The organism is Gammaproteobacteria bacterium (assembly GCA_028817225.1).
Taxonomy (GTDB): Bacteria; Pseudomonadota; Gammaproteobacteria; order Poriferisulfidales; family Oxydemutatoraceae; genus Oxydemutator.
Genome location: JAPPQC010000047.1, coordinates 1 through 18,713 on the forward strand (window position 1 = coordinate 1; position 18,713 = coordinate 18,713).

General features: G+C 63.6%; 16 protein-coding genes and 1 tRNA gene. 6 read left to right on the forward strand and 11 right to left on the reverse strand.

The annotated features are described in order from the left end of the window. Positions 1–174 precede the first annotated feature (174 nt). Genes OXU50_06515 through smc form a run of 5 tightly spaced genes read right to left on the reverse strand, consistent with a single transcriptional unit; the run spans position 175 to position 7,190 of the window. Entirely contained in the window at positions 175–345 is a 171-nt protein-coding gene (locus tag OXU50_06515) for a type II toxin-antitoxin system HicB family antitoxin (GenBank protein MDD9869529.1), read from the reverse strand. Next, entirely contained in the window at positions 342–893 is a 552-nt protein-coding gene (locus OXU50_06520; GenBank protein ID MDD9869530.1) for a hypothetical protein, read from the reverse strand. Before OXU50_06520 ends, OXU50_06515 begins: the two co-directional genes overlap by 4 nt. 52 nt (positions 894–945) lie before the next feature. Further along, the gene (gene ligA / locus OXU50_06525) at positions 946–2,958 is read right to left on the reverse strand and encodes an NAD-dependent DNA ligase LigA (protein MDD9869531.1); all 2,013 of its coding nucleotides are present in this window, start codon (positions 2,956–2,958) and stop codon (positions 946–948) included. Then, on the reverse strand, positions 2,955–3,680 hold the full coding sequence (locus tag OXU50_06530; protein ID MDD9869532.1) for a cell division protein ZipA C-terminal FtsZ-binding domain-containing protein: 726 nt from the start codon (positions 3,678–3,680) through the stop codon (positions 2,955–2,957). The genes ligA and OXU50_06530 overlap by 4 nt, the downstream gene beginning before the upstream one ends. Before the next feature lie 15 nt (positions 3,681–3,695). Then, positions 3,696–7,190, reverse strand: a complete 3,495-nt coding sequence (gene smc / locus OXU50_06535) for a chromosome segregation protein SMC (GenBank protein ID MDD9869533.1) — start codon at positions 7,188–7,190, stop codon at positions 3,696–3,698. 85 nt (positions 7,191–7,275) lie between these two features. Between smc and queF the strand changes: the two genes are divergently transcribed. Further along, the gene (gene queF, locus OXU50_06540; GenBank protein MDD9869534.1) at positions 7,276–7,692 is read left to right on the forward strand and encodes a preQ(1) synthase; all 417 of its coding nucleotides are present in this window, start codon (positions 7,276–7,278) and stop codon (positions 7,690–7,692) included. Here queF and OXU50_06545 read toward each other — a convergent pair. After that, positions 7,669–8,589, reverse strand: a complete 921-nt coding sequence (locus tag OXU50_06545; GenBank protein MDD9869535.1) for an alpha/beta hydrolase — start codon at positions 8,587–8,589, stop codon at positions 7,669–7,671. The two genes, queF and OXU50_06545, sit on opposite strands and share 24 nt — an antisense overlap. 47 nt (positions 8,590–8,636) lie before the next feature. Here OXU50_06545 and OXU50_06550 point away from each other — a divergent pair. After that, positions 8,637–8,713: transfer RNA gene (locus tag OXU50_06550), tRNA-Arg, on the forward strand. Between the two features lie 17 nt (positions 8,714–8,730). Here OXU50_06550 and OXU50_06555 read toward each other — a convergent pair. From OXU50_06555 to OXU50_06575, 5 genes are all read right to left on the reverse strand, one after another. Then, entirely contained in the window at positions 8,731–9,570 is an 840-nt protein-coding gene (locus OXU50_06555; GenBank protein MDD9869536.1) for an ABC transporter permease, read from the reverse strand. Further along, complete coding sequence (locus tag OXU50_06560; protein ID MDD9869537.1) at positions 9,570–10,916, reverse strand: ABC transporter permease; 1,347 nt, start codon at positions 10,914–10,916, stop codon at positions 9,570–9,572. Before OXU50_06560 ends, OXU50_06555 begins: the two co-directional genes overlap by 1 nt. Positions 10,917–10,992: 76 nt before the next feature. Then, positions 10,993–12,111, reverse strand: a complete 1,119-nt coding sequence (locus tag OXU50_06565; GenBank protein MDD9869538.1) for an ABC transporter ATP-binding protein — start codon at positions 12,109–12,111, stop codon at positions 10,993–10,995. Between the two features lie 23 nt (positions 12,112–12,134). Further along, positions 12,135–12,536 carry a hypothetical protein gene (locus OXU50_06570; GenBank protein MDD9869539.1) on the reverse strand — a complete coding sequence of 134 codons (402 nt, stop codon included), beginning with the start codon at positions 12,534–12,536 and terminating at the stop codon, positions 12,135–12,137. A gap of 78 nt (positions 12,537–12,614) precedes the next feature. Next, entirely contained in the window at positions 12,615–13,787 is a 1,173-nt protein-coding gene (locus OXU50_06575) for an ABC transporter substrate-binding protein (protein MDD9869540.1), read from the reverse strand. 293 nt (positions 13,788–14,080) lie between these two features. Here OXU50_06575 and OXU50_06580 point away from each other — a divergent pair, with 293 nt between their 5' ends. The 4 genes from OXU50_06580 (at position 14,081) to OXU50_06595 (ending at position 18,699) form a co-directional block, all read left to right on the forward strand. Then, positions 14,081–15,127, forward strand: a complete 1,047-nt coding sequence (locus OXU50_06580; protein ID MDD9869541.1) for a glycosyltransferase — start codon at positions 14,081–14,083, stop codon at positions 15,125–15,127. A gap of 6 nt (positions 15,128–15,133) precedes the next feature. Further along, entirely contained in the window at positions 15,134–16,366 is a 1,233-nt protein-coding gene (gene ispG / locus OXU50_06585; GenBank protein MDD9869542.1) for a flavodoxin-dependent (E)-4-hydroxy-3-methylbut-2-enyl-diphosphate synthase, read from the forward strand. Between the two features lie 397 nt (positions 16,367–16,763). Then, on the forward strand, positions 16,764–17,552 hold the full coding sequence (locus tag OXU50_06590) for a hypothetical protein (GenBank protein MDD9869543.1): 789 nt from the start codon (positions 16,764–16,766) through the stop codon (positions 17,550–17,552). Continuing rightward, positions 17,545–18,699 carry a glycosyltransferase family 4 protein gene (locus OXU50_06595; protein ID MDD9869544.1) on the forward strand — a complete coding sequence of 385 codons (1,155 nt, stop codon included), beginning with the start codon at positions 17,545–17,547 and terminating at the stop codon, positions 18,697–18,699. Before OXU50_06590 ends, OXU50_06595 begins: the two co-directional genes overlap by 8 nt. The last annotated feature ends 14 nt before the right edge of the window (positions 18,700–18,713 follow it).

The following is an 18,713-nucleotide window of genomic DNA, read 5'->3' on the forward strand; positions in this document are numbered from 1 at the left end:
AAACTCAGGCGGCAAACAACAACGCAGCCGCCTGCCTCTTGCAATCAATGGACGCACCAGGGCGCAGTTTTCTGTCCCTACAGGGAAAGCAGGAGGCAAAGGCTCTTGCTCTCAGCATCCGGAGCAGTTGTGCAAAGTAAGGGGAATCGGGAGACAGTTCACCCGGCAGCTATATCAATGTGGTTGAGTCTCCAGACGCAACCCTTCAGGATGAAACTCAATGGCTTCCTTGATGTTGCGCTCAACCTCGTCTTTCGTCTCTCCGGTCGCGATGCACCCCGGCACATCCGGCGAATAAGCCGAATAACCGGTTTTTGTTTTCTCAACGGCAATCTGATATTTCATTTCAGTTTCTGTTTGTGAGCTGGCAACCTGAACGTGTCCCGCAGCTCCTTGGCAGGACCCCCACGAGCCAATTGCGATGTATTCAAAAAGCCCTCAACCACAAGCCTTTGAGTCTTTCTAGTGCCTTGTATATTCAGAAGTTCTGAATTCTTTTCAAAGGCTTTACCAATTAATATTGACTCCAATGCCTGGATAAATGGCCGTTGACCTGTCGTAGGCTTGCGGAAATCATTTTTTTTCTCCGTAACTTGCGCCAAAAAAATAAGTTGCGGACGACCACGTTGTCTGTTAGAAAAAACCTTATTGTATTTGTTCATTTTGTCAGCTGAAAAACATTCAGTCTTAAATGCTTGCTTCTCTGCTTTTCCAACATACCAAGGCTTGGAACCTCCACCGGCAGCCACACGGAATACATAGCATCCGCACGCACCCGACAAACCTGGCACCTCATCTTCAATTTCTTTCCAGAACTGGGCTTTGGACTCCTTGCCAATCCAGCCGGAAGAATCCCGGCCTAAGTCATAAGGGCCATATACTGCAAATCTCATTTATTCATCCTCCTTTTGGGTTAATGAGTTCAGTTTGAAAAATAATCATACCCTACTTCCCCGTCAACGCCAGAAAAGCTTTCTCATCCAGCACTTCAACATCCAGCCTCTCGGCCTTTTCAAGTTTGCTGCCCGGATTTTTCCCGGTAATCAGCGCCGTGGTTTTGGATGTGACTGCCGAAGTTACTTTCGCGCCCGCCAGTTCAAGGCGGCGTTTTGCCTCGCTGCGCGGGATGGACAGGGTGCCGGTGATGACATATACCTTGCCTTCAAGCGGGCCAGGCCCGGTTACTTTGGCCTTTTGCACGCGCACGCCGTTGGATTGCAGTTGCCTGATGACCTTGCGGTTTCTGTCGTCATCAAAACACTCGCGCAAACGCCGGGCGGCGACTTCGCCGACATCGCGGATGTCCGTCAGCGCGGCCTCGTCCGCCTGCATCAAATGCTCCAGTTCTCCGAAATGGCGTGCGAGCGCCCTGGCCATCGCCTCGCCGACTTCGCGGATGCCGAGTGCGTAGATGAAACGCTCCAGGCTGATGTCGCGGCTTTTGTCTATCGCGGCCACCAGGTTTTGCGCGCTCTTCTCGCCCATTCTGTCCAGTTCCGCCAGCGTCTTCGCGTCCAGCGCGTAAATGTCGGACACATCCTTGATATGCCCTTTCTCCACCAACTGCTCCACCAGTTTCTCGCCCAAACCTTCAATGTCCGCCGCAAGGCGCGACGCGAAATGCCGGATGGCTTCCTTGCGCTGCGCCGGGCAACTCAGACTCTCAATGCAGCGCGCCGCGACCTCGTCCTCGCCGCGCACGACCTTGCCGCCGCAAACCGGGCACCGCTTCGGCGCCTTGACCTTGCGCGCCCGCTTCGGCCTCTTGTCCGCGACCACCCGCACCACCTGCGGAATCACATCACCGGCGCGGCGCACGACAACGGTGTCGCCAATCCGCACATCCTTGCGCTCCACCTCGTCCATGTTGTGCAAACTCGTGTTGCTGACGGTGACGCCGCCGACCGCCACCGGCTCAAGCCTCGCCACCGGCGTCAGCGCGCCGGTGCGCCCGACCTGAAACTCGACGGCCCTGACCACCGTCTCGCGCTCCTCGGCGGGAAACTTGCAGGCGATGCTCCAGCGCGGCGAACGCGAGCGCACGCCCAATGTCTGCTGGTCGGCAATCCGGTTGACCTTGTACACAACGCCGTCTATCTCGTAGTCGAGTTCGCCGCGCAATTCCATCATGCGTTGGTAAAAAGCGACGCACTCGCCCAGGCCGCGCGCGACGCCGGCGTGCCCGCAGACGGGCAGCCCCCACGCCCTGAGCCGTTCCAGCACTTCGGTGTGCAGCGACGGCGGCGGCGCGCCGGCGTCCGGCCCGGCGCCGTAGCAGAAAAACTGAAGCGGCCTTGCGGCGGTGACGGCGGGGTCGAGTTGGCGCAGACTGCCGGACGCCGCGTTGCGCGGGTTGACAAAGGTTTTCCCGCCGCGCTTTTCGGCGCCGGCGTTGAACCGCGCAAACCCCTTTCTGCTCATGTACACCTCGCCGCGCACCTCAAGCCGCGGCGGCGGTTTGCCAGCCTTGTGCAGGCGCAGCGGCACCGAGCGTATCGTGCGCACATTGGCGGTGATGTCCTCGCCGGTGAGGCCGTCGCCGCGGGTCGCGGCTCGCACCAGTTCAAGCGATTCATACAGCAGGCTGACGGCGACGCCGTCTATCTTCGGTTCGGCACTGTATTCCACCGCGTCCTGTTCCAGACTCTCGCGCATGCGCTTGTCAAAGGCCTCCAGTTCGGCGCGGTCCAGCGCGTTTTCAAGCGACAGCATCGGCGCCGCGTGTGAAACCGGCGCGAAATGGCTTTGCGGCGCCGCGCCGACGCGCTGCGTCGGCGAGGAAGGCGTGACAAGCCGCGGGTGGCGGCGCTCGATGTCCTCCAGTTCGCGGAACAAACGGTCGTATTCCGCGTCGGCAATCGCCGGATCGCTCAGGACATAATAGCGGTGGTTGTGTTCTTCTATCCGGCGGCGAAGTTGTTCGGCGCGCCTGGCCGGCGGGACGGCCACCGCCGTCAGCCCCGCCCGGTCTGCGGCCTGTCGTGCGCCCCGCACAGCGCCCGCATATCGGCCAGAGCCTCTTCGGTCAGCGGCTGGCGGCGCGCGTCGAGCATCTCGCCACCGAGCGACTCCGCCAGGCGCCGGGCGCAGTTCAGCATCGTCTCAAACGCCTCCGGCGCCGGGCAATGCACCGGCAGTTGCATGAACAGACTCAGGCCGCGCAGCCGCGCCTCGCCGAGGCGTTGCCAATCAAAGACGCCCGGCTTGAACATGTCGGCGACATGAAACAGCGCCTGTTCCGATTCGGGAGAAAAATACTGAAAGATTTTTTTGTCGGTCTGCTTCAGCCCGGCGCTCTCTGCGGCGCGCGCAACGGCCTCTCCCGGCCATGGGCCGCCTTCGGCGGCGCGGATATGCAGAATCAGAATCTCCCGCGCTTTTTCCGGCGCCGCGCCGTCGCGACGGCCTGCGGCGGTGTCATCGCCGGCGTCGCCGCCATCACCGGGCGCCTCGCCATCACCCGGCTCAAACTCAATCGGCGGCAGGTCGGACGCATCCACCATCTCCTCGGTGCTGGAAATCACCGGCTCGTCGCCGCGCACATCCAGCACATCGCGCTGCGCGCCGCGCCGCCCGAAACTGGCCTCGTCGCGCAAATGGCGCTGGTAGCGCGTGTAGCCGTACACGCCGGCGACAATCAGCACGCCAATCAGCAGCAATATCCAGCGCAACTCGCTCATCACCCGCTCCCGATGTCAGCCCGCCATCTGCGCGGCTTCCTCGATATTGACCGAGACCAGCCGCGACACCCCCGGCTCGCCCATCGTGACGCCGACCAGGCAGGCCATGTTCTCCATCGTCAGGCGGTTGTGGGTGATGACGATGAACTGCACACGGTCTTTCATGTCTTTCAGCAATTCGCAAAAGCGCAGCACATTGGTCTCGTCCAGCGGCGCGTCCACCTCGTCCAGCACGCAGAACGGCGCCGGCCTGAGCTCGAAAATCGAGAACACGACGGCCATCGCCGCCAGCGCCTTCTCGCCGCCCGACAACAGGTTGATTGAGGACAGCCGCTTGCCCGGCGGGCGCACCATGATCGAGACGCCGCCCTTGAGCCAGTCGTTTTCATTCAGTTGCAGGTAGGCCTGGCCGCCGCCGAACAGCCGCGAGAACACATCCTCCAGCCGGTTGTTGATGTTCTCGAAAGTGCTCTTGAATTTCTCGCGGCTGACGCGGTCTATCCGCGCGATGGCCGCGTCCAGCGTCTCCAGCGCCGTCGTCAAATCCTCGCACTGCGAATCAAGGTATTCCTTGCGCTCGCTTTCCTCCCTGTATTCCTCGGCGGCGGCCAGGTTGATGGCGCCGAGGCGGTGAATGCGCCGCTCCACCGCCTCCAGTTCCTCGCGGCAACTTTCCAGCGTCGCCGCCGGGTCGAGTTCGCTTTCAATCTGCTCGCGCGTCCAGCGGCACTCGCCGATTTTCTTCTGCCAGTCCTCGCAGCGGATGCGGCTGGCCTGCTCCTCCATGCGCGCCTGCTCATGGCGCTGTTGCAGCGCCTCGCGCGCCGCCTCCAGTTCCTTGTGGCGGTTTTCCAGTTCGCGGATTTTCGCCTGCACCGCCTCCAGTTCCTCATTGCCGGCCCGCACCGCCTGCTCGCAAAGCGCGCGCTCGTTGACCAGGCCCTGCAGTTCGTCCTGCCGCTCCTGAATCGGATGCTGCGAATCGGCGGCGACGCGCTTCATTGATGCGGCGCGCTGTTCCAGCTCGGCGTATTGCTGGCGCGTCTGGGCGATGTTCTCGACGACGCCTTCCAGCCCCGCCGCTAGCGACTGCCGCCCGACTTCCAGTTCGTGCAGTCGCTGCCGGGCGTCGTGCAGCCCGGCGCGGGCATCGGCCACCTGTTGTTCGCCGTCGGCGCGGCGGCGCTGCAAATCGGCCCGGCCCGAATCGTAGTCCGAGGTGGAAGCCAGCGCCTCCTCGTGCGCTTTCAGCAGTTCGCGGCGCTGTGTCTGCGCCGCCTCGCGCCGCTGCGACAGCCGCTGTTCCTGCTGCTCCAGTTCCGCCAGCAACTCCTGGCCATGGCGGAGTTTCGCCTTGCGCCGGTGCAAGTCGCCGCCGGCGTCGGTCGCGCGCTCCAGCAGGCCGGCGCGCCTGCCCTGCACTTCCTCCAGTTGCGTCTCGTCCTGCGCCAGTTTGCGGCGCACCGAATCCAGTTCCTGCCGCAATTCCGCCGCCTTGCGTCCGGCGACTTCAATGTCCGCCGTCAGTTGCTCCATCGTCTTGCGCCGCACCAGCACGCCGCCCTGTTCGTCGGCGTCCTTTCGCAACTGCATCCAGTGGCGCCCGACCCAGACGCCGTCGCGGGTGATGAACGATTCGTGGTCGGCCAGTTGCGAACGCCGCGCCAGCGCCTGCGCCAGGTCGTCCGCCGGATACACGCAGCGCAGCAGCGCCAGCACGCCGGCGTCGGCGCGCACCTGGTCGGCCAGCGACGGCTTGTCCGCCCGGTTCTCTTGCGAGCCGCGCTCGAACATCACCAGGCGCCCGGAATCAATCTGTCCGGCGTGGCCCGCGTGATCGTCGAGCGAGGCGACCTCGACGCCTTCCAGAAAAGCCTCCAGCACCAGTTCAACCGCCGACTCCCAGCCGTCGTTGACCTCGATTTTGGCGACCATCTGCGCCGCATCGTCCAGGCCGTGGCGCTGACGCCATTCGGTGAACGCCTGCCGGTCGCGCCCGAGGCCCGCCTGTTGCAGCGCCTCCAGCGACGCCAGCCGCCCGCGCATGTCCTGCAACCCGACCTGCTCCTCGTGCAGCAGCCCCTGCTGTTGATGCAGTTGGTCGCGCACGGCGGCGACCGCCGCCGCCAGCCGGTCGTATTCGCGCCCGCAGTCCGCCGCTTCGCGCTCGCGCCGCGCCTGCAATTGCGCCGACTCCGAACATTGCGCCTCCAGCGCCGGCAAATCCAGCGCCGCGCGGCGCCCGGCCACTTCGTGCGCGGCGTGCGCGATGTCTTCCAGTTCCCTGTCGCAGTATTCCAGTTTGACCCTGCCGACCTCCGCCGCCTCCAGCGACTGCCTGCCGTCGCTGTGGTGGCGTTCCCATTCGCGCCCGGCCTGCGCCAGTTGCTGCTCCGCCTGTTGCAGCGCCGCCTCCAGCCGCGCGACCTCGTCGCGCGCGGCGGCGGCGGCGGACTGCGATTCGTCCAGCCGCGCGTTGTCGGCGGCGAGGCGCGACTCCTGCTCGCCGATGCGGTCGCGGCATTTGTCCATCGCAAGGGCAACCGCCGACTCCTCCCGGCGGATTTGCTCGGCGTTCTTGCGGCGGTGGGCGATGTCCTGCTCGATGCCGGAGATGTCGGCGTTCAGCCGGTAGAATTTCTCGCGCGCGTCGTTCAGCGCCTGATTCTGCCCGTCGTGCGCGGCGCGCTGTTCGCCGGTGCGGGCCTCGACGCCGCGCAGGTCGGCCTGGTTGGCGTCGAGTTCAAGGCGCAGGCCGGAGACGCGCCGGTCGCAGGCGGCGCGCTCGCTGTCGTGGCGCCTGAATTCCAGCAGCGCGACGCGGGCCTCGAGTTGTTCCTTCAGGCGCTTCAGTTCGCTGAACCTCTCGGCGCCGCGCGCCTGGCGCTTCAGTTTCTCGACCTGCTTTGCGACTTCCTCGCGGTGGTCGAGCACCCGGTCGAGGTTGTCGCGCGTGTGGCGCATCCGCACTTCGGTGTCGCGCTTGCGCTCGTGATACTTCGAGATGCCGGCGGCCTCTTCCAGATACAGGCGCATCTCCTCCGGGCGCGCCTCGATGATGCGCGCGATCATGCCCTGCTGGACGAGGGCGTAACTCTGCCCGCCGAGGCCGGTGCCGAAAAACAGGTCCGACACATCGCGGCGGCGGCAGCGCGTGTTGTTGATGAAGTATTTCGATTCCTGGCTGCGGTCGGCGATGCGCTTGACCGAGATTTCGCCGTAGGCCGCGTACTGGCCGCCGAAGGAGCCGTCGGCATTGTCGAAAATCAACTCGACCGACGCCTGCCCGACCGGCTTGCGCGAGCGGGTGCCGCTGAAAATGACATCCTGCAGGTTGGCGGCGCGGATGTTTCTCGCGGTGTGCCCCATGACCCAGCGAACCGCGTCCACGATGTTGGACTTGCCGCAGCCGTTGGGGCCGACGACGCCGGTCATGTCCCCGGCAATCTCGATCGCGGTGGGGTCGGCGAAAGACTTGAATCCGGTGAGTTTGATCTTTGTGAGTTTCATCGCCCGGGCGGCATTGGAATTGCTCCGGAACTTCCGCTAAAATCGGCGCTCGCATCCACTCGCACCCGCGGGGAGAAGTGTTACTTTGTCCGGCCCCATCAGCAAAAATCTGGAAACCTTCGGCAATCCTCGGCCTGGGCGGGATTATACCATCCAAATCGGGATTCCGGAGTTCACCTGCCTGTGCCCGCTGACCGGCCAGCCCGACTTCGCGCACCTGTCCCTCGTCTATGTGCCCGACCGCCTGTGCGTCGAACTGAAAAGTCTGAGAAACTACATCTGGGGCTTTCGCGACCGCGGCGCCTTCCACGAGGCCGTCAGCAACGAGATAGTGGATGACCTGTGCACGCTGCTGAACCCGCGCTTCATCCGCCTGACGGCGCAATTCCGCATGCGCGGCGGCATCTCGACCCGCGTCGTCGTCGAACACCGGATGGACAACTGGAACGGCAGCGTCGCCGACGCCGGCGCCGACCAGTCAGCGCGGGCCGAACAACTCTAAGCCGATGCGGGCAAGGCGGCACTTCGCCAGCGCCGCGCCCTCGCCCTGGAACGGGTGGTTGAACTCGCCTCTCGCGCCGGGGCAGCGCCTCGCCGAATACCCGAAACGCCTGCCGCCGCAGCGCCCGACCGCGTCCCACAACGGCTGCGTGCGCGCCAGCGGCACCACATAATCGCCCGGCGAGCGCAGAAAGGCGACATTGCGGCACGGGCCGGAGTTGTCCAGCCGCCGCCCGGGGCTGTATTCATCGTCGCAGTTGTAGAGGCCGAAATTGACCGTGCCGGGCGACGAGTCAATGACGATGCTGCGGTATGGGGCGCGCGCCGCCGCGCCGTCGAGCGCGTTCATCAGCACGATGCCGCCGAACGAAAAGCCGTAGAGATGCGCGTCGGCGCCCTCGTATTGCCGCCGCAGATGGTTCAGGATGTCTTTGTAGTCCTCGATGATCGCGTGCAGAAACGGGTTGCCCTCCGAGCCGGCGTAGCCCCTGAAGTCGTACACATGAAACCGGATGCCCGGGTGGGCGGCGGCCAGCGGCAGGAAGGTCTCGACGACATCACGCGCCGTCCAGGCGTTGCCCTGCGCGATCAGCGCGTAGCCCGACGGCGCCGCGCCGCGCGCGGCGAACAGGCAGCCGGACAGGTTGGCGCCGTCGCCGGCGCGGAGCCGGACGGCGCGTGCGCGCACCTCGCCGCTGCCCGGCCCGCACCGCGTGCGCGCGGCGCCGGCGGCCCGCATCCAGCCGCGGAACACCGATTCCTCGTCCATGAAAAGCCCGAAAGGAAAGCGCGCCGTGCACACCGAAATCTCGCGCGGCGACGCTTCGCGCGCGGCGGCGACTTCGCCCTGCGCCGCCGGCAGCAGCGCGCCCAGCACAAAAACCAGTCCCGCCGACATCGTCCAACCGCAGTTCGCCGCGCGTGGTGTATAGTACGGCCCGCTTCGCCCCGGTGGCACAACTGGATAGCGCGTCCCCCTCCTAAGGGGAAGGTTGCAGGTTCGAGTCCTGCCCGGGGCGCCAGCCCGAAGTGTCCGCGTTCAGGCCTGAAGCGAGCGCTTCTCCGAACGCCGCCGCAGCAGTTCGGCGGTGACAATCAGCAGCACCGAGAACAGAATCAGCAGCGTCGCCACGGCCAGTATCGTCGGGCTGATTTGCTCGTTGAGGCCGGCCCACATCTGGCGCGGTATCGTGCGCTGCTCAAAACCCGCCAGAAACAGCACGACCACCACCTCGTCGAACGAGGTCGCGAACGCGAACAGCGCGCCGGCGAAAATGCCCGGCGCGATTTGCGGCGCCGTCACCTTGAAGAAGGCGCGCGCCGGCGGCGCGCCGAGGCTGGCCGCCGCGCGCGGCAGCGCCGGGTTCAGGCGCGACAGCGCGGCGCTGACGGTGATGACGACAAACGGCGAACCCAGCACCGTGTGCGCCAGCACCAAGCCGGTCAGCGTCTGCCCGAGGTTGATCTTTGAATAGAAAAAGAACATGCCGACGGCGGAGATGATGATCGGCACGACAATCGGCGAGATCAGCACGCCCAGAATCAGCGTCTTGCCGGGGAAACGCGGGCGGTCGAGGCCGACCGCCGCCGCGGTGCCGAGCACCACCGACAGCAGCGTCGCGAAAAAGGCGACGATGAAACTGTTCTTCACCGACAGCAGCCACTGCGGGTTGTCGGCGATGTCGCGGTACCAGCGCAGCGAGAAACCCTCCGGTTGCAGCGTCAGCATCTCGCGGGTGAAGGTGAAATACGGCTCGGCGTTGAACGACAGCGGGATGATGACCACCAGCGGCAGCATCAGGAAGGCGAACACCAGCCCGCAGACGACGCGGAACATCCAATGCCCGGCGGCGGAACCGGCCCTTGCGTGCGCCGCCATCACGACACCCGCATCTTCTCGATGCCGACCAGTTTGTGGTACACCCAGTAAATCAGCAGCACCGCGGCCAGCAGAATCACGCCGAGCGCCGACGCGAAGCCCCAGTTCAGCGACACCTTGATATGGTAGAAGATGAAGTTGCTGATCAACTGCCCGCTCTGCCCGCCGACCAGCGCCGGCGTGATGTAATAGCCGACCGCCAGCATGAACACCAGCAGACTGCCGGCGCCGACGCCGACCAGCGTCTGCGGCAGATAGACCCGCGCAAAGGCCGTCAGCGGCGTCGCCCCGAGCGACACGGCGACGCTCGTCAGCGAACGCGGAATGCCCCGCATCACGCTGTACAGCGGCAGCACCATGAACGGCAGCAGCACATAGGTCATCGCGACCACCGTGCCGGTCAGGTTGAACACCATCTGAATGCGCTCGTCGTCGCCAATCAGGCCGAGCCACACCAGCGTGCTGTTGATGACGCCGCTCGATTGCAGCAGCGTAATCCAGCTGGTCGTCCTGACCAGCAGCGATGTCCAGAACGGCAGCAGCACCATGATCATCAGCCAGTTGCTGATGCGCGGCGGCAGCCCCGCCATCAGGTGGGCGATCGGAAACCCCAGCAGCAGGCAGAACAGCGTCACCGCGAGGCTGACCCACAGCGTGCGCAGGAAAATCCTCAGATAGATGCGCTTGCCTTCCGGCTGGCGCGCGACGCCGCCGTCGTCGTCGCGGTGCAGGTCGAGCGCCGCCAGGTAGTTGGCCGATGTGTAGCGGCCCGAAGCCGCCTTGATGGTCGCCCAGGTCTGCTGACGGCCCCAGCGCGGGTCGAGTTCAACCAGCCATTCGCGCCAGCGCCCGGCGCCGTCCGGCGGCCCGGCGCCGGCGGCGAGGCGCCGCCCGGCCTTGTTGAACAAACTCCGCATGCCGCTCATCCGGTAATTGAGATGGTTGGCGACCCGGCCTATCGTGTGTTCCCTGCGCGCCTGTCCGAGTTCGGCGGCGAAAACCGCGAGCATGTCGTCGTCGGGCAGGCCGGCGCCGTCCCACTGCGCGAACGCCGCCGCGGTCTTCGGCATCCAGGTCTGAAGCGCCGAATCATCCACGCTGCGAAACAAAATGCCGCCAATCGGCATCAGGTAGGTGATGGCCAGAAAAAGCAGCAGCGGCGCGACCAGCAGAAAGGCGCGCGAGCGGTGCAGGCCGGCGGCGACGCCGCGCACCAGGTGCTGGCGGCGATCCTCATCTTCAATCTTCTGTTCTTCGGGCACGCCGATGGCGCGCACGACGGCAAAAGCGGCGTCCAGCCCGGCGATTTTTCCGGCGTCAAAGACCGGTTTGCCGTCGCCGTTCATGCCGCGCGCTGTCGCGTGTGCGCCGGCGCGCCCGCCGCGCGCCGCGGCGTTCGCCGATGGCGCCGCCGCAGGCCCGTCATTCGCCCTTCCCGGCTTCGGCGCGCGGCGGCGGCGGCGCGGGGAACACGCGGCAGTCCTCCGGGTGCCAGCCCACCTTGACCGACTGGCCGGTCTCGATGTCGCGCTTGCCGCGGTCGTTCGGGTATTTGGCGACCAGTTCGCCGCCGCCGCCAAGTTCAATGACGGCGCGCATGTAATCACCGAGATAGACGAGGTCGCTGATGCGCCCGTCGAGCGCGTTGGCGCAATCGCCATCCGGGTTGATCAGCACCCTCTCCGGGCGCACCGCCAGCAACACGGCGCCGCCGTCGCCGGCGGCGACGCCGACCGGCGTTCCGCGCAGGCGCCCGCCGCCGTCGGCCTCGACCGCGCAGGTGTCGCCGTCGAGTTCCAGCAGCGCGCCTTGCAGCAGGTTGTTCTCGCCGATGAAGCCGGCGGTGAACGCATTGGACGGATGTTCATAAATCGAGTCGGGCGCGTCAATCTGCTGGATTCGGCCCTCGTTGAACACCGCCACCCTGCTCGACAGCGTCAGCGCCTCGCCCTGGTCGTGCGTCACATATATCATCGTCAGGCCGAGTTGCTCGTGCAGGCGCTTGATCTCGTACTGCATCCGCTCGCGCAGTTGCTTGTCGAGCGCGCCCAGCGGCTCGTCCATCAGCACCAGCGTCGGATGAAAAATCAGCGCGCGCGCAAGCGCCACCCGCTGCTGCTGCCCGCCCGACAGCTGCGCCGGAAAGCGCCCGCCCAGCCCGGACAGATGCACCATCTCCAGCGCCTCGTCCACGCGCGCGCGGATTTCGGCCTTGTCCATGCCGCGCACCTGCAGCGGAAACGCCAGGTTGCCGGCCACCGTCATGTGCGGAAACAGCGCGTAATTCTGGAACACCAGGCCGAGGCCGCGCTTGTGCGGCGGGATGTCATTGACGCGCTCGCCGCGTATCAGGATTTCGCCGCTGGTGACCTCCTCAAAGCCCGCCAGCATCATCAAACAGGTCGTCTTGCCCGAACCCGACGGCCCCAGCATCGTCAGAAACTCGCCCTCGTACACATCAAGGTTGAGGTTGTCCACGACCCACGACTGCCGGTCGTAGTTCTTCGAGACCTTGCGGAAACTGACGCAGACCGGCGCCATTCAGCCAGCCATCCGGACGATGTTCACGGCAGCCGCCCGACGACATTGCCGGCGCGGTCGTAGGCCTCGATGCCGCGCGCGCCGACACGCAGTTGCTCGACCACATCGGCGCCGTCGCGGACGCCGACGACGAGCGCGCCGGCGCCGACGCGGACGCGGTTGCCGGCGCCGTCGCGCAGCACCAGCCGGGCGCCGCCGTCGTCGGTCACATCGAGGCGCGCGCGCGCGTCGCCGGATTCGTTGACCAGCACCAGTTCCCTGGTCTTGACGCTGTCCTCGATCTTCGCCTGCCGCCCCGGGCGCAATTCCGGCGGCATCAGCGACTCGTAGAGAAAGAAGGCGACGACGACAATCACCGCCATCCTCATGTTGCGAAGGTGGCGTTCGAGCGCCGTCACGCGGTTGTGGATTTCATCGTTTGACATCGGCAGACTCCGGTGTGGTTGGTGTGGCCAGGCCGCGTGCGGCGCCGGTTTTCATCGCCGGCGCCGGCGCGGCGTGCGTCAGCGCGCGAGCCAGGTGCTGAAGCGTTCGGTCATTTCGTCGCCGTAGTCGGCCCACCACTCAAAGTCGCTTTCCAGCACATGGCGGAAATGTTCCGGCGTGGTCGGCATGTGCGGCGCCATGTCGGCGCCGGTCTCGGCGTGGGTCGAGATCATCGCCATCGCCGAATGCCGCGCCGGGCCGTAGGAAATGTAGCGCGCCTGGTCGGCGAGGCGCTGCGTGTCGCTCGCGAACCTGACAAATTCAAGCGCCTGTTTGTAGCGCGGCGTGCCCTTGACGATGGTGTAGAAGTTCTTGGTCCAGACTTGCCTGTCCCACACGATTTTGAACGGCTTTTTCTCCTTGTTCCAGGCGTTGAAAATGCGCCCGTTGTACGAGGTCGCCATCACCACCTCGCCGTCGGCCAGCATCAGCGGCGGCTGCGAACCGGCTGTCCACCAGACCACATGCTCCTTGATGGTGTCCAGTTTGGCGAACACGCGCCGCAGCCCCTCGTCGGTCGCCAGCGTCTGATACACCTTGTCAACCGGCACGCCGTCGGCCATCAGCGCGAACTCGAGGGTCGAGCGCGGCGACCTTCTGAGGGCGCGCTTGCCGGGGAATTTTTCCAGGTCGAAGAAATCCTCCAGGCTGGCGGGCTTGTCGCCGGGGAAGCGGCTTTCGTCGTAGGCGAAAACCGTGGACCAGACAATCAGCGGAATGCCGCATTCCGATTGCAGCGTCTCGGGCAGAAAATCCTTCTCGGCGGGGGTGCCGTCGGGCGCCGGCGGAAACGACGCGATGTCCACCGGCTCCAACAGGCCCTCGTCGCAGCCGCGCACCACACGCGCCAGCGGCATGTCCACGACATCCCAGGTGATGTTGCCCGACTGCACCTGCACCTGAATCTCGGCCAGCCCGCCGTTGTAGTCCTCGGCGTGGATGCGGATGCCGGTCTTCGCCGTGAACGGCTCGTGGTATGCCTTGATCTGGCTGTAACTGTAGGCGCCGCCGTACGACACGACCGTCAGCGCGTCCTGCGCCGCGACCGGCGCCGCAAACAGCGCCGCGGCCAGCGCGGCAGTTGGCGCAGCAAGCGGGCGCCTGCGCCGCAAACACGCGGCGCGCCCGAGGCCACCCCGCCCCGCCCGGTCTCTTGTCCCGATTCCGAACCGTTTATCCGATTTCAACATCTCGTTTTCTCCTGTTGTCATTCATCCCGTTGACGGCGAACCCTCGCCGCCGCCCGCTTTCCACAACGGCGCGGGCAACCGCCGAAACAAGCGAGTGGCCCGACGCGCCCGCTCCGGCATAGTATAACCTCGGGCAGCCGCATCCGTGCATAACTCCAAGGCTTTCATTATAATGGCAAAGCAACATGTCCGAAATGAACAACCTGAACAACCCGCCGCGACAATCCTTCACCTGGGCATTGATTGGCCAGGCTTGCGCGGCGATATCCATACCGCCCAAAGGCTGGGGCGCAGTGGAAACCATACTATGGGACTACAAAACCTGGCTTGAAAAACTCGGGCACAAGGTGGTCATCATCAATACGCACGACCGGGGCGAAATTATTGACACAATCAACCGGCATCAACCCGATGTCGTGCATTTGCATCAACACGATTTGGCCGATGTTCTGAACAAAATCCGCGTTCCGGTGAAAATCTTCACCAGTCATTCCGGGTACAGGATATACAAACTGGGCGCCTTTCTGTCTCTGCACAAATATCTCGTTCAATATCCGGGAGACGGCCTGATTGTTTTTGCCCTGTCTCCGGCCCAGAGAAAGACGTTTCTTGAACTCGGATGCAACCCCTCCGAAGTTTTTGTTACACCAAACGGCGCCGATCACCGCAGATTCAACTTCCGCGAAACGCCGCTGCACAAAAACCGCAGCATCTATCTGGGAAGCATTGACCACAACAAAAGACAGCACCTCTACCAGGCGATTGATTCCGTTGATTTTGTCGGGCCTCACGACAACAAAAAATTCGACAAAACGCGTGAAAACTATCTGGGAGAGTGGGGGCGCGCCACCCTCTACGAGCATTTGTCGGATTACGCCAACCTGGTCATCCTGAGCAAAGTCGAAGTGGGCGCCCCGCTCGTCGTCCTGGAGGCGCTGGTCTGCGGGCTGGGCGTGGTCGTCAGCACCGCCGCATCGGGCAATCTAGACACGAAACTGCCGTGGATTACCGTCATCCCGGACGAAAAGATAACCGATGTCGCCTTCGTCGAGGCCGAGATTGCGCGCAACCGTGAAATATCGCTGCGCCACCGCGAACAGATACGCGAATACGGCATCGGGAATTTCTCCCAGGAGAAACTGGTGCCCCGCTACGCGGATTTGTGCCTGAAACTGCACGCCGAAAGAACCGCGCGGCAGATTCCCTCCGACCGCAAGACGGCCACTCACCGCAGGCTGCGGTATTTACTGCCGGCCTTGCCGTCTCTCCTTTTTGTTTATGTTCCTTACCACCTGATTTTCAGATCGCTTCCCTACAGAATCCGCTGTTTATTCCGGTGACAAGCCGTGCCTGAAACGCAAAGCGAAATTTCAAGAAAGCGCCCGTCGGTCGCGGTGCGCGTCGGCGGGGTCGTGCTCGGCGGCGGGCATCCGGTCGCGGTGCAGTCCATGACCAGCACCGACACCGCCGATGTGGAAAAAACCGCCGCGCAAATCGCTGAACTGGCCGCGGCCGGCTCGGAACTGGTACGAATCACGGTCAACAACGACGCGGCGGCGCGCGCGGTGCCGCGGATTGCCGAGCGTCTCGCGGCGAAGAATGTCGCGGCGCCGCTGGTCGGCGACTTCCACTTCAACGGCCACAAACTGCTGCGCCAGCACCCCGAATGCGCCGAACACCTCGACAAACTTCGCATCAACCCGGGCAATGTCGGGCGCGGCGCGCGCCGCGACCCGCAATTCGCGCAGATGATTGAAAGCGCCTGCCGCTTCGGCAAGCCGGTGCGCATCGGCGTCAACTGGGGCAGCCTCGACCAGGACCTGCTGAAACGCAGACTCGACGACAACGCGGCGCTGCCGCAGCCGCATTCGCTCGAGGCCGTCACGCGCGCGGCGCTGATTGAGTCGGCGCTCGACAGCGCGCGCCGCGCCGAGCAACTTGGCCTGGCGCACGACCGCATTGTGCTGTCGTGCAAGCTCAGCGATGTGCGTGAACTCGTCCGCGTCTATCGCCGCCTCGCCGCGCTGTGCGACTACCCGCTGCATCTCGGCCTGACCGAGGCCGGCCTCGGCAGAAAGGGCGTCGTCGCGTCGGCGTCGGCGCTGGCGATACTGCTGCACGAAGGCATCGGCGACACCATCCGCGTCTCGCTGACGCCGGCGCCGGGCGAAAGCCGCACCGAAGAGGTGCTGATCGCCCGCGAAATCCTGCAAAGCCTCGGACTGCGCTCGTTCGCGCCGGCCATCACCGCCTGCCCCGGCTGCGGGCGCACGACCAGCGACCACTTCCGGCAACTGGCCGGCGACATACACGACTACCTCGAACGCAAAATGCCGGAATGGAAAGACAAGCACCGCGGCGTCGAGAACATGAAAGTCGCGGTGATGGGCTGCGTCGTCAACGGCCCCGGCGAAAGCAAGCAGGCCAACATCGGCATCAGCCTGCCGGGTTCGGGCGAGCGCCCGGCGGCGCCGGTCTATATTGACGGCAAGCGCAGCGTAACGCTGTCCGGCGACAATCTGGCCGAGGACTTCAAGCGCCTGATTGACGAATATGTCGCCGCAAACTACCAATCCTGAATCATGGCAAAGCGGCGTGCCTGAAACCGGTATCCCGGACAACCCGCCGCGGCAATCCCTCACCTGGGCACTGATTGGGCAGGCTTACGCGCCGGTGTCCATACCGCCCAAAGGCTGGGGCGCGGTGGAAAACATCATTTGGAGTTACAAAACTTGGCTTGAAAAGCTCGGGCACAAGGTGGTGATTGTCAACACGGATGACCGGCGGAAGATTATTGACACAATCAACCGGTGCCGACCCGATATCGTGCATGTGCATCAGCATAATTTCGCCGATATTCTGAACAAAATCCGCGTCCCGGTGAAAATATTCACCAGTCATTCCGGGTACAGGTTGGGCAAACGGGCCACCTGGGGGTCTCTGCAAGAACATTTCGTTCAATATCTGAAAGACGGCTTGTTTTTCTTTGTCCTGTCTCCGGTCTGGAGAAAAGTGTTTCTCGACTGCGGATACAACCCCGATGAAGTCTTTGTGACACTGAACGGCGCCGACCACCGCAGATTCAGGTTCCGCAAAACGCCGCTGCATGAAAATCGCAGCATCTACCTGGGGCAGATCACGGTCAACAAGAAACAAAGCCTCTACCAGGCGATTGATTCGATTGATTTCGCCGGCCCTCTGAGTGATGACAAAAAATTCGACAAAACGCACAAAAATTATCTGGGAGAATGGACGCGCGACACTCTTTACGAGCATTTATCGGACTATGCCAACCTGGTCATCCTCAGCAAAGCCGAAGTCGCTGCCCCGCTCGTCGTCCTGGAGGCGCTGGTCTGCGGGCTGGGCGTGGTCGTCAGCACCGCCGCATCGGGCAATCTAGACACGAAACTGCCGTGGATTACCGTCATCCCGGACGAAAAGATAACCGATGTCGCCTTCGTCGAGGCCGAGATTGCGCGCAACCGTGAAATATCGCTGCGCCACCGCGAGCAGATACGCGAATACGGCATCGAGAATTTCTCCTGGGAGAAACTGGTTCCCCGCTACGCGGATTTGTGCCTGAAACTGCACGCCGAAAAAGCCGCGCGGCAGGGCTTTTCCGCCCGCAGCGCGGACACCCTCCGCAGGCTTCGGTATTTGCTGCTGGCACTGCCGTCTCTCTTCTTTCATGCGGTTCGCCGTCTGATTTTCACATCACTCCCCCGCAAAATCCGCCGCCTGTTCCGGATAGAAAACCATGCCTGAAATCAATAGCCCGGACAACCCGCCGCGACCATCCCTGACCTGGGCGCTGATCTCGCCGGTCATTGACGGCTCCATGCCGCCCAAAGGGCAAAGTTCGATAGAAACCATTGTGTGGGACTACAGCACCTGGCTGAAAAAACTCGGGCACGAGGTGGTCATCATCCACACAGACGACCGAAGCAGGATTATTGACACAATCAACCGGTGCCGGCCCGATATCGTGCATACGCATGCTATCCAGCTTGTGTACCTCCTGAACAATATCAGCGTTCCTGTGAAAATTTATACCATACATCAACCCGAGACGGACGAATCATGGAAAGGGCAGGTATTCGTTTATATCAAAAACACACTTGCTCAATACCTGAAAACCGGCCTGTATGTCTTTGTCATGACCCCGGCCTGGAGAAAGGTGTTTCTCGACCTGGGATACAACCCCGCCGAAGTCTTTGTGGTGCAGAACGGCGCCGACCACCGCAAATTCAAATTCCGCAAAACACCGCTGCATGAAAACCGCAGCATCTATCTGGGGCTTGTCACGCGCCGCAAGAGGCAGCACCTCTACCAGGCGATAGACTCGGTTGATTTCGTCGGGCCATACCATGACAGCGAATTCGACAGATCGCGCAAAAATTATCTCGGAGCGTGGACACGCGACACTGTCCATGAACACTTGTCGGATTACGCCAACCTGGTCATCCTGAGCGAATCCGAGATTGCCGCCCCGCTGGTCGTTCTGGAGGCGCTGGTTTGCGGGCTGGGCGTTGTCGTCAGCACCGCCGCATCGGCCAATCTGGACACGAAACTGCCGTGGATTACCGTCATCCCGGACGAAAAGATAACCGATGTCGCCTTCGTCGAGGCCGAGATTGCGCGCAACCGTGAAATATCGCTGCGCCACCGCGAGCAGATACGCGAATACGGCATCGAGAATTTCTCCTGGGAGAAACTGGTTCCCCGCTACGCGGATTTGTGCCTGAAACTGCACGCCGAAAAAGCCGCGCGGCAGGGCTTTTCCGCCCGCAGCGCGGACACCCTCCGCAGGCTGCGCTATTTGCTGCCGGCTCTGCCGTCTCTCTTCTTCCATGCGGCTCGCCACCTGATTTTCAGATGGCTTCCCTTCAGGATTCGTCGCTTGTTCCGGTGAACACCAAGGCGGCA

Bases quoted from the DNA above. Each gene is read 5' to 3' on its own strand.
- OXU50_06575 (MDD9869540.1), bottom strand. From the start codon at position 13,787: ATGTTGAAATCGGATAAACGGTTCGGAATCGGGACAAGAGACCGGGCG.
- OXU50_06530 (MDD9869532.1), bottom strand. From the start codon at position 3,680: ATGAGCGAGTTGCGCTGGATATTGCTGCTGATTGGCGTGCTGATTGTC.
- OXU50_06595 (MDD9869544.1), top strand. From the start codon at position 17,545: ATGCCTGAAATCAATAGCCCGGACAACCCGCCGCGACCATCCCTGACC.
- OXU50_06560 (MDD9869537.1), bottom strand. From the start codon at position 10,916: ATGAACGGCGACGGCAAACCGGTCTTTGACGCCGGAAAAATCGCCGGG.
- OXU50_06555 (MDD9869536.1), bottom strand. From the start codon at position 9,570: ATGGCGGCGCACGCAAGGGCCGGTTCCGCCGCCGGGCATTGGATGTTC.
- smc (MDD9869533.1), bottom strand. From the start codon at position 7,190: ATGAAACTCACAAAGATCAAACTCACCGGATTCAAGTCTTTCGCCGAC.
- OXU50_06565 (MDD9869538.1), bottom strand. From the start codon at position 12,111: ATGGCGCCGGTCTGCGTCAGTTTCCGCAAGGTCTCGAAGAACTACGAC.
- OXU50_06520 (MDD9869530.1), bottom strand. From the start codon at position 893: ATGAGATTTGCAGTATATGGCCCTTATGACTTAGGCCGGGATTCTTCC.
- OXU50_06545 (MDD9869535.1), bottom strand. From the start codon at position 8,589: ATGTCGGCGGGACTGGTTTTTGTGCTGGGCGCGCTGCTGCCGGCGGCG.
- OXU50_06570 (MDD9869539.1), bottom strand. From the start codon at position 12,536: ATGTCAAACGATGAAATCCACAACCGCGTGACGGCGCTCGAACGCCAC.
- OXU50_06515 (MDD9869529.1), bottom strand. From the start codon at position 345: ATGAAATATCAGATTGCCGTTGAGAAAACAAAAACCGGTTATTCGGCT.